14 protein-coding genes and 1 pseudogene are annotated in these 13,696 nt (G+C 58.4%); 5 read left to right on the top strand and 10 right to left on the bottom strand.

The window, feature by feature from the left end:
- Window positions 1–16: 16 nt before the first annotated feature.
- Window positions 17–574 (bottom strand): lytic transglycosylase domain-containing protein, encoded by a 558-nt coding sequence (locus tag ACGYLX_RS17840; protein WP_007120604.1) that lies wholly within the window; start codon window positions 572–574, stop codon window positions 17–19.
- Between the two features lie 79 nt (window positions 575–653).
- Window positions 654–968: a hypothetical protein gene (locus ACGYLX_RS17835; RefSeq protein WP_007120603.1), complete on the bottom strand. Its 315-nt coding sequence runs from the start codon at window positions 966–968 to the stop codon at window positions 654–656.
- Window positions 969–1,100: 132 nt separating this feature from the next.
- Between ACGYLX_RS17835 and ACGYLX_RS17830 the strand changes: the two genes are divergently transcribed.
- On the top strand, window positions 1,101–1,679 hold the full coding sequence (locus ACGYLX_RS17830; RefSeq protein WP_007120602.1) for a hypothetical protein: 579 nt from the start codon (window positions 1,101–1,103) through the stop codon (window positions 1,677–1,679).
- Here ACGYLX_RS17830 and ACGYLX_RS17825 read toward each other — a convergent pair.
- From ACGYLX_RS17825 to ACGYLX_RS17790, 8 genes and pseudogenes are all read right to left on the bottom strand, one after another.
- On the bottom strand, window positions 1,673–1,873 hold the full coding sequence (locus ACGYLX_RS17825) for a hypothetical protein (protein WP_007120601.1): 201 nt from the start codon (window positions 1,871–1,873) through the stop codon (window positions 1,673–1,675). The two genes, ACGYLX_RS17830 and ACGYLX_RS17825, sit on opposite strands and share 7 nt — an antisense overlap.
- A 76-nt stretch (window positions 1,874–1,949) precedes the next feature.
- The gene (locus tag ACGYLX_RS17820; protein ID WP_007120600.1) at window positions 1,950–2,159 is read right to left on the bottom strand and encodes a helix-turn-helix domain-containing protein; all 210 of its coding nucleotides are present in this window, start codon (window positions 2,157–2,159) and stop codon (window positions 1,950–1,952) included.
- Between the two features lie 323 nt (window positions 2,160–2,482).
- Entirely contained in the window at window positions 2,483–3,682 is a 1,200-nt protein-coding gene (gene pcaF / locus ACGYLX_RS17815) for a 3-oxoadipyl-CoA thiolase (RefSeq protein ID WP_007120599.1), read from the bottom strand.
- Entirely contained in the window at window positions 3,679–4,605 is a 927-nt protein-coding gene (locus ACGYLX_RS17810) for an FAD-binding protein (RefSeq protein ID WP_009827022.1), read from the bottom strand. Before ACGYLX_RS17810 ends, pcaF begins: the two co-directional genes overlap by 4 nt.
- The gene (locus ACGYLX_RS17805) at window positions 4,605–5,363 is read right to left on the bottom strand and encodes an electron transfer flavoprotein subunit beta/FixA family protein (protein ID WP_009827023.1); all 759 of its coding nucleotides are present in this window, start codon (window positions 5,361–5,363) and stop codon (window positions 4,605–4,607) included. Before ACGYLX_RS17805 ends, ACGYLX_RS17810 begins: the two co-directional genes overlap by 1 nt.
- 76 nt (window positions 5,364–5,439) lie before the next feature.
- Window positions 5,440–5,556, bottom strand: a pseudogene (locus ACGYLX_RS17800) (SDR family oxidoreductase); the annotation flags it as partial.
- 45 nt (window positions 5,557–5,601) lie between these two features.
- Complete coding sequence (locus ACGYLX_RS17795; protein WP_197918802.1) at window positions 5,602–7,683, bottom strand: FAD-dependent oxidoreductase; 2,082 nt, start codon at window positions 7,681–7,683, stop codon at window positions 5,602–5,604.
- A gap of 8 nt (window positions 7,684–7,691) precedes the next feature.
- The gene (locus ACGYLX_RS17790) at window positions 7,692–9,146 is read right to left on the bottom strand and encodes an NAD-dependent succinate-semialdehyde dehydrogenase (RefSeq protein WP_232272174.1); all 1,455 of its coding nucleotides are present in this window, start codon (window positions 9,144–9,146) and stop codon (window positions 7,692–7,694) included.
- Window positions 9,147–9,317: 171 nt separating this feature from the next.
- On the opposite strand from ACGYLX_RS17790, the gene ACGYLX_RS17785 reads away from it, so the two are divergent.
- Genes ACGYLX_RS17785 through ACGYLX_RS17770 form a run of 4 tightly spaced genes read left to right on the top strand, consistent with a single transcriptional unit; the run spans window position 9,318 to window position 13,663 of the window.
- Entirely contained in the window at window positions 9,318–10,112 is a 795-nt protein-coding gene (locus ACGYLX_RS17785; protein WP_007120594.1) for an IclR family transcriptional regulator, read from the top strand.
- Window positions 10,113–10,127: 15 nt separating this feature from the next.
- A complete protein-coding gene (locus tag ACGYLX_RS17780; protein ID WP_007120593.1) occupies window positions 10,128–11,288 on the top strand; it encodes an acyl-CoA dehydrogenase family protein in 1,161 nt (386 codons plus the stop codon).
- A gap of 18 nt (window positions 11,289–11,306) precedes the next feature.
- A complete protein-coding gene (locus ACGYLX_RS17775) occupies window positions 11,307–12,461 on the top strand; it encodes an iron-containing alcohol dehydrogenase (protein WP_007120592.1) in 1,155 nt (384 codons plus the stop codon).
- Window positions 12,461–13,663: a CaiB/BaiF CoA-transferase family protein gene (locus ACGYLX_RS17770; protein ID WP_007120591.1), complete on the top strand. Its 1,203-nt coding sequence runs from the start codon at window positions 12,461–12,463 to the stop codon at window positions 13,661–13,663. Before ACGYLX_RS17775 ends, ACGYLX_RS17770 begins: the two co-directional genes overlap by 1 nt.
- Window positions 13,664–13,696 lie beyond the last annotated feature (33 nt).

Raw genomic sequence — 13,696 nt, 5'->3', positions numbered from 1 at the left:
GCGAAGTTCCCTTGTTTTACTGAAGATCGATGAGGACCGGCGCGCGGGCTGGAACCCGGTCTGCGACGCGGATGTCCGGCGCGGAAACAGGTGTACCCGCAAGTCGGGACCGGATCCGGTGGATGCGCGCGATGTAGTCGCGGGTCTCGATGAAAGGCGGGATGCCGGAATACTCGACCACCCGGTGCGGTCCGGCATTGTAGGCCGCGAGCGCCAAGTCGATGTCCTTGAACGTTCCGAGTTGTGCGAGCAGATACCGCGCCGCGCCGTCGAGGTTCTGGGAGGGATCGCGCGGATCGACGCCGAGCGCACGGGCAGTATCCGGCATCAGCTGGCCAAGACCATAGGCATCCTTCGGGCTGACGGCGGTCGGGTTGTAGCTGCTTTCAGCCTCGACCAGGGCGCGGAACAGAATTTGCCAGTCGTCCGCATCAAGGCTGACCTGCCGCAGGGCACGGTTCCCCTGGTGGCGGACGGCAGTCGTGCGGATCAGGGAGAGGGTGTCGTCGCGACTGGAAGGCGGCGTGGCGTCCAACGAGGCCAGAACGACCTCGGCTTCAGCGCTATGTTCCAAACCAGCCCAGGCAGGGCGCTCACCGTGAAAGGTCCAGCCCGAAGTCCGGGCTGTGCCGTCGCGGCCGAAGGCGATAACGTCAGCCGCGCTCCTCGAGGGTGATGCTGTAGTCAGGACCAAAGCGCAGATCGCGCCCGTCACCGAACTCGAGATGATGTTTGAAGAGCCCTGGCCATATGTTGAAATACCGCGGCTCAGGCCCGTGCGGGGTGATCCGGGTCGAGACCAGAATGGCTTCCGGCTCACCCTCGCGCAGGTAGATGCACTGGTAGCGCGGCTTGCCATCGTCCGTGAACCCCACGAGTTCATACCGGCAGCGGAACGCGATGCCCTGTTCGGACAGGTCTTTGACACCATCGATGGTGATCAGGATCTGGTTGCGCGCTATCGGCATGTTCGGACTCTCCCCACGAGAGCCCTTCTACTGCACGACACTAAGGCCATAAAGTCATATGGAGTCAATACGACATATTGCAGAAAAATACATATTGCGCGATAGTCTGCGCAACTTTTGCGGGAGAGCGACATGAAGCGACAGGCGATGGCAGCGGCGATGGGGGTGATGGCGGTGTTCGGAGCCCCGGGGAAGGCGCAGGCCTATGACATCGACTGCGCCATCATGCTCTGCATGGCTGGCGGCTTCCCCCCGAGCGCAGTCTGTGCACGGGCCTATCGCACTATGATCCGCCGCATCACGCCCTGGCCGAGCCTGCCGCCCTTCGGGGTCTGCACCTTCGCACATGTGCCGGTCGAGCTGGGCGGGCCCGGCGGGGAGGGCGAGCTCGACACCACTCTGCCCGAATACGAATGGCTGAACCGCACCCATGTGATCTGGTTCACCGGTCAAGCCTATAGAGAAAGGGGAGGTGAACAGTATTGGGACTGGTCTCTCCGTTCCTGCGACCGAGAGAACCGCACCTGCCGGTACATCCAGCGGGTCTACCGATCCCACACGCCCTGGCCCGAGGCATTCGTATCGGAAGGCGGTCAGGAGATCGCCTATCCGACCGGCGGAGGTTCCTCGTACTTCTATTTGCGCAGTATCATGGTTGAATACGGCGACTACGAGGGCAACATGGGCCACTCGGAGTGGTTCTCCTACTGATCCGAACGGTCTGATGCCTTCAGGGAAACTGGGCGAAGCTCGACCAGACAAGCATCAAAGCGTTCTGGATCGACATGCCAGCGGCGGCTCACCGAGCCATCATTCCAACGGTAATCGGTGAACAGGTGAATCTCCTGCGCACCGTCGTTCAGAAACCCGTTCTGGAAGGGCCAGCCTGTCTTCTTCTTACCCATCGAACTCTCTGCACTCCATTTGACTACCTCTTGAGACGTTCCGCTCCAGGACGCATCAGGGGCTGGCAAAAACTGGCTAGCGTTTTGTGAAGAGCTCTGCTGGATCTACGTTCAGTGCTTTGGCGATACGTTCGAGAAGGTCGAGGGAGGCCGCGAACTTGGCGTTCTCGAGCTTGCCCATATGGCCGCGACTCACATCGGCCCGATGAGCAAGCTCCTCCTGGCTGAGGCTGCGGGCGCGTCTCAATTCCTGGATGTTTAGTGCTACACGGTCCCGCAAGTTCATGCCGTTGAAACGGACACGATGCGCGAAATATCGCCACGCGATATATGTTACATTCGGAAGTGCAGAGAAGAAATCTTGGGATGGCGCGAGATCGCCGGAATGGAATGCCTGCCGAAACGCAGGTCACGTGATGATCCGTCTCGCAAACATTATGGGCCGTTCAATCGTTCTTTCAGGAAAGGGCGGCACCGGAGAGAGGTTCCGGTACCGCCAGGGTATCGCCCACAGGGAGGTGGTAGAGGGCGAATTCTACACGGAAAATTTGGGGTCGACCAATAATCGCGTAATCATGATTATGGTAATTTTTAGGCTGTCACGGCACCTCAGACAGCTTCGAGTGCGATTGCAATTCCCTGTCCCACGCCAATACACATGGTCGACAACGACTTTTCTCCAGGTTTGAGGTCCAGCATCGCTGAGCCGGTGATGCGGGCACCCGACATGCCAAGCGGATGGCCGAGAGCAATAGCGCCGCCGTTTGGGTTCACGCGGGCATCATCATCCGCGATCCCCAGGTGCCGTAGTGTGGCCAGACCCTGCGAAGCAAAGGCTTCGTTAAGTTCGATCACCGAGAAGTCTTCTTGTTTCAGTCCAAGTCGCGCCATCAGCTTTTTCGACGCCGGTGCCGGCCCGAAACCCATGATGCGCGGTGCAACGCCGGCGGTTGCGCCGCCCAAGACCCTTGCGACCGGCGTGAGGCCAAATTTTTTTGCGACGTCGCTGGTGGCAAGGATCAATGCTGCGGCACCATCGTTCACGCCTGAAGAATTCCCTGCGGTTACCGTGCCATCCGCTTTTACGAAAGTTTTCAGTTGGGCGAGCGCTTCCAAAGTCGTACTCGCGCGAGGGTGTTCATCCTGTACGACGATCTTTGGCTCCCCCTTTCGCTGAGGAATCTCTACCGGGACAATTTCACGGGCCAAACGACCGTTCGCCATAGCAACGCTCGCCTTTTGCTGGGAATGTAGGGCGAAAGCATCTTGGTCGGCGCGGTTGATGCCGAAGACTTCAGCCACGTTTTCGGCCGTTTCAGGCATACTGTCGACGCCGTATTGGCTCTTCATCAGTCTATTGACGAAGCGCCAGCCGATGGTGGTGTCTTCCACACTATTCTCGCGCGAGAATACTGTTGTAGCTTTTGGCATCACAAACGGAGCACGCGACATGCTTTCCACACCACCTGCGACAATGAGATCGGCCTCTCCTGATTTGATAGCGCGGGCGGCCGTGATTATCGCATCCATGCCCGACCCGCACAACCGATTCATTGTTGTCCCCGGTACACAATCCGGAAATCCAGCTAGTAGAAGCGACATGCGAGCAACATTACGGTTGTCCTCTCCCGCTTGGTTGGCGCAGCCAAAAATCACTTCGTCAATGGTCGCTAGATCTAGCCCCGGGTTTCGGCTGGCCAAGGCCCTGAGTGGGATTGCGCCAAGATCGTCGGCTCGCACAGAAGAAAGCGCGCCGCCATAGCGACCGATTGGTGTGCGGATGTAATCGCAGATATAGACGTTTGTCATTCTTTGAGTGCCTTTGTCAGGTCCGGGACTGCGTCGAAGAGGTCTGCGACGAGGCCGTAATCGGCGATTTGGAAGATGGGGGCCTCTTCGTCCTTGTTGATGGCGACGATGACCTTACTGTCCTTCATCCCCGCAAGGTGTTGAATTGCCCCGGAAATCCCGACCGCGATATACAGCTCGGGCGCCACGACCTTGCCGGTCTGGCCGACCTGCCAGTCGTTCGGTGCGAACCCAGAGTCCACAGCCGCGCGCGAGGCGCCGACGGCAGCACCCAGTTTGTCCGCAAGTGCTTCAATAATCGCGAAATTTTCCTCGGAACCGACGCCGCGCCCGCCCGAGACCACGACCTTGGCCGAGGTCAGTTCCGGACGATCCGACGCCGCGACCTTGTCCTCGACCCAGGCGCTCAGGCCCGCGTTGCCGGCTGCTGCGATGGCCTCGACGGCGGCCGAGCCACCCTGGCCAGCCGCGTCGAAGGCGGTGGTGCGGACGGTCAGTAACTTCTTGGAATCGTTGGACTTTACCGTCTGCATCGCGTTGCCCGCGTAGATCGGGCGCTCGAACGTGGACCCGTCCAGGATGGCCGTCACGTCCGACAGAACCATCACATCCAGCAGCGCCGCAACGCGCGGCAGGATGTTTTTCGCGCTTGCCGTGGAGGGAGCAACGATATGTTCATAATTGCCTGCCAGGCTGACCACCAGATCGGCGACCGGCTCGGCCAGGCCGTTGGCGTAGGCCGCGTCATCCGCGACCACAACCTTCGCCACGCCGTCGATCTGCGACGCGGCCTGACCCGCAGCAGCAGGGCCCGCAACCAGAACGGTCACATCGCCCAGCGATTTGGCAGCGGTCACCGCCTTGGCGGTGGCGTCCAGCGCCAGCGCGCCACCGGCGATTTCTGCAAGGAGAAGAACAGCCATTACACGATCCCCTTTTCTTTCAGTTTCGACACCAGCTCGTCGACCGAGCCGACCATCTCGCCTGCCGACCGTGCGGCGGGCTCGGCGGTTTTCACAATCTCCAGGCGCGGGGTGACATCGACGCCGTAATCGGCGGCGGTCTTCTCATCCAGCGGCTTCTTCTTGGCCTTCATGATGTTGGGCAGCGAGGCATAGCGCGGCTCGTTCAGGCGCAAATCGGCGGTGACGATCGCCGGCAGCTTGACCTTGATCGTCTGCAACCCGCCATCCACTTCGCGGGTCACGACGGCATGATCGCCTTCGATCCCGACCTCGGAGGCATAGGTCGCCTGGCCCCAGCCCAGCAGCGCCGCCAGCATCTGGCCGGTGGCGTTCATGTCATTGTCGATCGCCTGCTTGCCCGCGATCACCAGGCCCGGCGCCTCGGCGTCGATCACGGCCTTCAGGATCTTGGCCACCGCCAGCGGCTCGATGTCCTGGTGCACGTCATCGGCGGCCACAACCAGGATCGCCCGGTCCGCGCCCATCGCCAGCGCCGTGCGCAGCGTTTCCTGCGCCTGCTTCACGCCGATCGAGACGACGACAACCTCGTCCGCCTTGCCCGCTTCCTTCAGCCGGATCGCCTCTTCGACCGCAATCTCGTCGAACGGGTTCATCGACATCTTCACATTCGCGAGATCAACTCCGCTCCCGTCCGCCTTAACGCGAACCTTCACGTTGTGGTCAATTAGGCGTTTTATAGGAGCAATTATTTTCATTGGCTTTTATCGTTTTCAAAATTTGCAATGGTGGTAACGGCCCGGATTCCGAGCCGTTACTCGGGATGGGTCCCTGTCAATTCGCAGTATAACCGCCATCTACTACAATCTCTGCTCCGTGAACGAACGATGACTCATCCGATGCGAGGAACAGGACCGCATTCGAAACCTCTTCAGGTTTGCTTGGTCGCTTGCACCCCATTTGCAAAACAGACTCCCTCTACCACAGAAAGACAACTTATCTGCCGGTGATCGTGGGAAACATGCTGACATGTTCCTCCCCGGTCGCGAAAACTCTTTCTAAATAACGAGGCACCCTCCAGCCGCAAGGATCCTCTTTGACATGCGCGCTGAAGAGCGCGGTCAACCGATCCTTGCCGATATTTTTGGCGTGGTGCATCAGGCCTCCCCGCCAGCGGGGAAATCCGTAGCCGTGAATCATTACTAGGTCGATGTCTTGCGGTTTTTCTGCTACGCCTTCGTCAAGGATATCGCAGGCTTCCGCCACCATTGTGAGCAAGAGCCTTTCTACGATTTCGTCAGCTGAGAACTCGCGGCGAGTGAAGTTCATTTCTTCTGAGACACGGAGTATTTCGCTAGCGACCAGCTCCGAATGTGAGGGTTTGCCGTCTGGCCCATAGTCGTACCATCCGGCGCCCGATTTGCGTCCTAGGCGTTTGTGCTTTTCGACCAGCCGCTCGACCAAGGGCACGTGACCACAGCAGTTCCCTTCGGCAACTGCCTTGCGACGGATATTCGCGTAGGCGATGTCCAGCCCCGACATGTCCTGTGCAGCATATGGACCCATCGCCATACCGAATCCGCGCATAGCCGCGTCGATCTCGTCGACATTAGCCCCCTCCACCAGAAGGCGATTAGCGGCGCGACGGTAGCTCGACAAAATTCGGTTTCCGATGAAGCCATCGCAAACACCAGACAGTACCGGGATTTTACCAAGCCTGTGCGCCAGCACAAGTGCTGCACCTAATGTTCCGTCTGACGTTCGGTCGCTCCTGACGACTTCCAGAAGTTTCATAATATGCGCAGGACTGAAGAAATGCATCCCTACAAAGCGTGCCGGGTGTTTCAACCCATCAGAGAGCCGATTTACATCGAGATAGGATGTGTTTGTGGCAATGATGGTCTCGGGTGGCAGTGCGCCTTCGAGTTCGGTCAGGATCGCGGTCTTAACCGCAAAATCCTCGAAGGCCGCCTCGATTGCTAGATCGGTTGGTGGCAGAGCGTCATAGCCTGAGACCGTAACCAGCCGGTCTTCAACCGTCTTTGCCGCATCGACGGACAGAATACCGCGACTGATACCCTGATCAATCAGCTTTTGCAGGTTTTTACTGGCCCACTCGGCGGACGAGGCACTACGTTCGACGACAGTCACCGAGATCCCTGCGGTCGCCAGCGTGTACGCAATAGCTGCGCCCATATTGCCACCACCGACCACGATGGCGGTTTCAGCATCTCGGGAAGGTCGGGGGTAGGCGCGCCCCTTGTTGGTTGCGGTACGCTCGGTGAAGAAAACGTGCCTAAGGGCCCGCGCCTGATCCGAGGTACGAAGGTCCAAAAACGCAGAGCGCTCGCTGGCTAGTGCGTCGTGCAGCGGCGTCGTCGCACTGGTCGCGACTAGGTTCACCGCAACCTGCGGGGCATTCTGGCCAGGCATACGCCGCGCTACATGCGCTCGGGCGACTTCCGCTGCGACGTGGTTTGGCTTTGGTGAAGGAAGATTGTCGGGTGCCTGTGCCGCCTCAAGTACATCGTCATCGAGAGCTATGGCCGCGCCAAGCGGGTCATCGGCTAGCAGCTGGATCAGTCCCATTTTCAGTGCCTGCTCGGCGGAAACAGCCTTCCCGGTGACAATCATGTCAAGCGCAGCTTCAATACCGATAAGTCGCGGCAGTCTTTGGGTTCCCCCTGCGCCAGGCACGATCCCCAAGTTTACCTCTGGCAAGCCCAGTTTGGCAGAAGTTGAGGCGATGCGATAGCAGCAAGCCAGAGCAATCTCTAGTCCCCCACCAAGCGCAGCCCCGTTGATTGCTGCGATAGTAGGAATCGGGAGGTGTGCAAGTTGCATCAGCACATCATTTAGTTGTGGATCAACAGGCAACTTACCGAATTCCTTCGCATCCGCGCCCGCGACGAAGGTCGTTCCTGTGCCGGTGATAATCAGCCTGGTAGCCCCAGTTTCGAGGACTTTGAAGATACAGTGTTGTATTCCAGCCCGAACCTCCGCGTTGATTAGGTTAAGCGGCGAATTGTCTATGGTCAGAATTGCTGCGTCATTTGAGAAGCTTAATTCAACAGGCATGGGCATCCTCACAGCACTGGCGCGCGATTGCGCGAGATAAATTTGGTAATGAGATAGCCTTCGAAGGTTTCCGTCCCGCCTTCAGTCCCATAGCCGCTGTCTCTCACGCCTCCAAACGGAGTCTCGGGCAGAGCGAGGCCGAACTGGTTGATGCTTACCATACCTGCCTGCAAACCCGCAGCTGCTTTATCTGCACGCTCTAACGAATTGGTAAAGACATAGGACGCCAGCCCGAAGGGTAGCCCGTTGGCCCGCGACAGTCCGTCCTCTATGTCACGAAAAGACGAGACGACAGCAATCGGGCCGAAGGGTTCTTCGCGCATCAAGTCAATGTCGTCGTTGGGCGTATCGACGATTGTCGGGGCATAGAAGTTACCATGATTTCCAAGCCTTTTGCCTCCCGTCAACACCCGTGCGCCGTTTTCGCGGGCATCCTCGACGAGCTTTTCCATCGCATTCACGCGTCCGCGATGACACAATGGTCCCATCTGCGTGCCTTCGGCTAAACCAGCGCCCACCTTTACGCTCTCAAATGCTGAAACTAGTTCGGACAGAAATCGATCGTAGATGCCTTGTTGTACGTAAAACCGGGTTGGGGCGATGCACACCTGGCCTGCATTGCGCAGCTTGTTGACCGCCAAGGCGCGCGCCGCGGCCGTGGCATCGGTGTCGTCGAACACCAATACGGGCGCGTGACCGCCGAGCTCCATCGTCGCCCGCTTCATATGGCGGCCAGCCAATTCTGCCAGATGCTTGCCCACCTCGACCGAACCGGTGAAGGTGATTTTGCGCACCTCGGGGCGCGCAATTAGAGTTTCCGAAATGAAGGCCGCATTACCCCAGACAAGGTTCAGACAGCCTTCGGGCAATCCTGCATCCAGCAGATAGCGAGCAATTGCCATGCAACCCGCCGGAGCCTCTGCCGGGGCTTTTAAGATCATCGTGCAACCTGACGCAAGCGCCGCCGCGACCTTGCGTACCGCTTGGCTCAGCGGAAAATTCCAAGGCGTGATGGCAAGGCAGACGCCTATCGGTTCGCGCACGACAAGCTGCTGTACCCGCGGGCTGCGTGATGGAATGATGCGCCCATAAATGCGCCGACATTCCTCGGCGTGCCAGTCAACGTGGTCAGCCGAGGCGCGGACCTCAGCCAAAGCCTCAGCCAGCGGCTTGCCTTCATCGAGAGTGATCCAGCCAGCGATCAGTCTGTCATTTTGGCGCAGCAGGTCGGCAAACCGCCGCAAAATCGCACTTCGTTCCATGGGAGAGCTGTTTTTCCATCGGCGAAAAGCTGATTCGGCCGAGTGAACCGCATGGTCTAGATCTGCGGCGCTAGCCTGCGGAATCTGTCCGATAGTTTGCCCGTTTGCAGGGTTTATGACTGCACGATCCTCTGGCGTGGGAGAAGCGATCCAGTCTCGTCCGATGAGGTGCTGGATGGTCGGATAATTCATTTCTTTCATGGCATTATGCCCTCGCTTAGTTGTGTCATCCGCAGGATCCGGCACGAATGGGACTAGGTGGACGACCTTAATTTTCCGCATAGCGGGAAAGTTTACCGCAGTATTGACTCGGACGTTATCGATCGTTTAGGTGTGTTTCAAGACGCATAATTCTTTCCGAGGAGGGATATCGTGAGACCAAGGAAAGACCGCACCAAGGATGCCGAGAAACAGGATCGCGATTTTGTCACGGCGTTGGCGCGCGGCTTGGAGCTGTTGCGGGCCTTTCGGCGGGAAGGGGAGGCTCTGGGGAACGGTGAGTTGGCCGAGCGCACTGGCCTGAGCAGATCGACGGTCTCCCGGCTGGCCTATACACTGAACAAGCTGGAATACCTCAGCTACGACCCGGATACAGCACGTTATCGACTGGCCCCTCCAGTGCTTTCGTTGGGTTTCTCCTGCCTTGCAGGGATTCCGCTGCGGCAACTGGCGAAGCCCTTTATGCAGGAGCTGGCTGATTACACAGGCATGCCGGTGGCCATGGCCAGTCGTGACCGGCTATCGATGGTCTATCTGGAGCGGTGCAAGGGCACTAATGCCGTCACGCTGGCGATCGAGGTTGGTGCCCATATTAAACTGGCCACGACCGCGGTTGGTCGCGCCTGCATAGCGGCGCACGACCCGGATGAGCGGGCCAGAATTCTGGCCCTTGTGGAGGAACATGAAGGCGACAACTGGCCGAATGTGCAGCCCGGAATCGAAGCAGCTATCGCAGACTACCAACAGCACGGTTACTGCACGTCCTTCACGGAGTGGAAACGTGATGTGAACGCTGTAGCGGTGCCCTTCGTGCCGAAGGACGGCTCACCCATTATTGCCTTCAACTGCGGTGGCCCTTCGCAAACCCTTACGCGCGACTGGATCGAAAGCGACGTCGCGCACCGCCTTGTCGATCTTGTCCGCCGCGTTGCGGCGGTCGCACCCTGAACAATAGAGAGCATCATGGCCCTTGATAAAGATACCCTTTCCCAGTTTCTCGACGCGCTCGACCGCTTCGTGAAAGAGCGACTAATCCCTTACGAGGATCGCGTCGCCGACGAGGATGTGATTCCGCCGATGCTGGTCGATGAAATCCGCATGATGGGCCTTTTCGGCATGTCGATCCCGGAAGATTTCGGCGGGCTCGGCTTGTCGATGATAGAGGAAGTGCAAGCCGCTTTCGTTCTTGGCCAGGCTTCGCCTGCGTTCCGGTCGCTAGTTGGCACCAACAACGGGATCGGCTCTCAGGGAATCATCATCGATGGAACCGACGAGCAGAAGGCGCAGTATCTACCAGCTCTCGCGTCCGGAGATATGATCGCATCCTTCGCCCTAACCGAGCCAGATGCTGGGTCGGATGCTGGCAGTCTGCGCACTACGGCGCGGCGTGACGGTAACGATTTCCTTCTGAACGGCACGAAACGCTACATTACCAATGCACCGCGTGCCGATCTATTCACGGTTTTTGCCCGGACCAATCCAGAGGCGGAAGGTTCTGCCGGCGTAAGCGCCTTTCTCGTCGAGGCAGGGACGCCAGGCATAACGCTTGGCCAGCCTGACAGGAAGATGGGGCAGAAGGGCTCGCACACATGCGACGTCATCCTTGACAATGTCCGCGTGCCTGCCGCGAACATTATCGGCGGGCCGGACCGTCTGAACAAGGGCTTTAAGACAGCAATGAAAGTCCTTGACCGGGGCCGACTGCATATTTCTGCCGTCTGTGTGGGCGCCGCCGAACGGCTGATCCGTGACAGCCTATCCTATGCGATGGAACGCAAACAATTCGGTGAACCCATCGCTGAAAAGCAACTGATCCAAGCCATGCTGGCTGACAGTCGCGCCGAGGCCTTCGCAGCGCGTTGCATGATCGAAGAAACAGCACGCCGCAAGGACGCTGGTCAGAACGTGTCGACTGATGCTGCCTGCTGCAAGATGTTTGCCAGTGAGATGGTAGGTCGAGTGGCCGATCGCGCAGTGCAAATCCACGGCGGTGCAGGATACATGGCCGAATATGCGGTCGAGCGCTTCTATCGCGATGTGCGTCTCTTCCGCATCTACGAGGGGACAACCCAGATTCAGCAAATACTGATCGCGCGGAATATGATCCGCACTGCAGCAGCTTAACAGGAGCGAAGACAAACTATGGACTTCAATTTCCTTTCCACCCCGAGGATCGTCTGCGAGAGCGGTGGGCTTGGCCGGATCGGCAGCCTGATGCAAGATTTGTCTTGCACCCGTGCGCTGGTCGTGACGGACCCGGGCATATTGGCCTGTGGTTTTGCGGACGAGGCAGCCGCCTCACTTAGGGCTGCTGGCATCGAGGTTGAGATTTTTCATAAAGTCGAAGCGGACCCCCCGATCGCTGTCGTCGAGGCCGCGGTAGAGGTCGCGCGGGCCTTTGGTGCTGACGGAATCATCGGACTTGGCGGCGGCAGTTCACTGGACACTGCCAAGGTCATCGCAGCGGCGGTAGCCAACGATCAACCGATTACGGACATGATCGGGATTAATCAGGTCACCGATAAACGCTTGCCACTGATCCAGGTGCCAACCACGGCAGGGACCGGATCAGAGGTAACATGGGTGTCCGTGCTGACTTCGGAAAGCCACGAAAAAAAAGCGGTATATGCACCGCAGCTTCTGCCTGACGTTGCCTTGCTAGATGCAAAGCTAACATTGGGAATGCCTCGTCACATCACAGCGGCCACGGCGTTAGACGCAATGGTTCACGCCATTGAGGCAGTAACCAGTCGCACCAGAAAGAATCCCATTTCCGATGGAATGGCGGACAAAGCGCTGGTGCTTCTCGGTCAGAACTTACCAATCGTCATGGAAACGCCTTCGGACCTGTCAGCGCGAGAGGCCATGCTGTTGGGGGCGACACTGGCTGGGATGGCCTTCATTAATGCCAGCGTGGGGGCGATTCATGCCTTGTCATACCCACTTGGAACAGGTTTCAAGGTTCCTCACGGGCACGCAAACGCTCTGGTCGCAGGACCAGTGATGAGGTTCAACATGCCCGTTGCAGAAGCTGAATATGCTCGTCTATCGCGGTTACTACTGCCCTCGCGGCCTTTCAACTCTGATGCGGCTGCGGCCCATGGCCTGATCGACGAGATGGAACGGATGCTAGTCGAAAGCGGACTTGAGTCTCGACTTTCTGGTGTCGGAGTGACCGAGGCAGCCATTCCCGGAATGGCTAATGAGGTCGTGACCGGTATCACGCGATTGCTGGAGACCAACCCGCGCGACATGACAGCCGAAGATGTGTCGCGCCTCTATCAGGAGGCGCTTTGATGGCTGGCTCATTGGACGGGATCAAGGTGGTCGACCTCAGCCGCGTGCTGGGCGGGCCTTACTGCACCCAAATGCTTGCGGATCATGGCGCTGAGGTCATCAAGGTGGAGCCGCCTCTGGGCGACGAGACCCGCAGTTGGGGCCCGCCTTTCAATGATGAACTCAGCGCTTATTTCTCTGGCGCCAACCGCAACAAGCGGTCCATCGCTATCGATCTGCAGCAACCGGAAGGGCGCGACCTGATTTTGCGGTTTCTTCAGGATGCGGATGTTTTAGTTCACAATTTTAAGTCTGGTACTCTTGAAAAATGGGGGCTTGGTTATGCTGATGTTCTCAGGGCACGTTTTCCTAGACTGGTACTCTGCCATGTGACTGGATTTGGTTCCGATGGCCCACTTGGCGGTTTTCCCGGCTATGACGCCGTGGTACAAGCTATGACGGGCCTCATGAGCATCAACGGCAATCCCTCCGAAGGCCCGACACGCATGGGTACGCCCATCGTGGACATCGGCACCGGTCTGATCGCCTGTAACGCTATTCTCGCCGCACTTTTGGAACGGGGCCGGTCCGGATTGGGCCAAGCCATCGAAGTGCCGCTATATGATTGCGCGATCAGCATGATGCATCCCCAAGCGGCTAATTCCCTCATGTCCGGACAGATACCAATGGCGACCGGCAATGGGCATCCAAATATCGTACCATACGACATGTTCGAAACAAGTAATGGCAAACTCTATCTGGCTATCGGTAACAATGGTCAGTTCGCAAAACTCTGTGACGTGCTTGGCCTACCTGAGGTGCCCTGCGATCCACGATTTGCCGACAATGCCGCGCGTCTTGCGCATCGGTCAGAGATGACAGAGGTCTTGTCAGAGTGCCTGGTGCAACATGACGCCTTCAAACTTGAGCCGGTGCTTTTGAAAGCTGGGATTCCCGCCGGAGTCGTTCGGAATGTGAATGAAGCGTTGGAGCATCCACACACCCGACATCGCGGCATGGTGGTATCAGTTGGCACCTACCGCGGCACCGGCGTGCCAGCACGCTTGTCGCGTACCCCCGGAGCGGTTCGCGCGGCACCGCCTCGCTTCGGGCAGCATAGTAGGGAGTTGCTTAGCGAGGCTGGACTGACAGAAGCTGAAATCGATAGATTGACTCAAGCGAATATCGTTCGAGAAGAACCGCGGATGCGCGAGACGACCTAAGCCGAAATTTCAGCTCAAGCGGACGATCGTGAA

It is taken from the genome of Sulfitobacter sp. 1A13496 (genome assembly GCF_043557225.1).
GTDB classification, from domain to species: domain Bacteria; phylum Pseudomonadota; class Alphaproteobacteria; order Rhodobacterales; family Rhodobacteraceae; genus Sulfitobacter; species Sulfitobacter faviae.
Note: the sequence above shows the minus strand (reverse complement) of the source record. Positions and strands in the feature narration are given on the sequence as shown.

Coding starts and splice junctions, on each gene's coding strand:
- ACGYLX_RS17810 (WP_009827022.1), bottom strand. CDS start 4,605: ATGGCTGTTCTTCTCCTTGCAGAAATCGCCGGTGGCGCGCTGGCGCTG.
- ACGYLX_RS17820 (WP_007120600.1), bottom strand. CDS start 2,159: ATGAACTTGCGGGACCGTGTAGCACTAAACATCCAGGAATTGAGACGC.
- ACGYLX_RS17790 (WP_232272174.1), bottom strand. CDS start 9,146: ATGAAAGAAATGAATTATCCGACCATCCAGCACCTCATCGGACGAGAC.
- pcaF (WP_007120599.1), bottom strand. CDS start 3,682: ATGACAAACGTCTATATCTGCGATTACATCCGCACACCAATCGGTCGC.
- ACGYLX_RS17795 (WP_197918802.1), bottom strand. CDS start 7,683: ATGCCTGTTGAATTAAGCTTCTCAAATGACGCAGCAATTCTGACCATA.
- ACGYLX_RS17770 (WP_007120591.1), top strand. CDS start 12,461: ATGGCTGGCTCATTGGACGGGATCAAGGTGGTCGACCTCAGCCGCGTG.
- ACGYLX_RS17825 (WP_007120601.1), bottom strand. CDS start 1,873: ATGGGTAAGAAGAAGACAGGCTGGCCCTTCCAGAACGGGTTTCTGAAC.
- ACGYLX_RS17775 (WP_007120592.1), top strand. CDS start 11,307: ATGGACTTCAATTTCCTTTCCACCCCGAGGATCGTCTGCGAGAGCGGT.
- ACGYLX_RS17780 (WP_007120593.1), top strand. CDS start 10,128: ATGGCCCTTGATAAAGATACCCTTTCCCAGTTTCTCGACGCGCTCGAC.
- ACGYLX_RS17835 (WP_007120603.1), bottom strand. CDS start 968: ATGCCGATAGCGCGCAACCAGATCCTGATCACCATCGATGGTGTCAAA.
- ACGYLX_RS17830 (WP_007120602.1), top strand. CDS start 1,101: ATGAAGCGACAGGCGATGGCAGCGGCGATGGGGGTGATGGCGGTGTTC.
- ACGYLX_RS17805 (WP_009827023.1), bottom strand. CDS start 5,363: ATGAAAATAATTGCTCCTATAAAACGCCTAATTGACCACAACGTGAAG.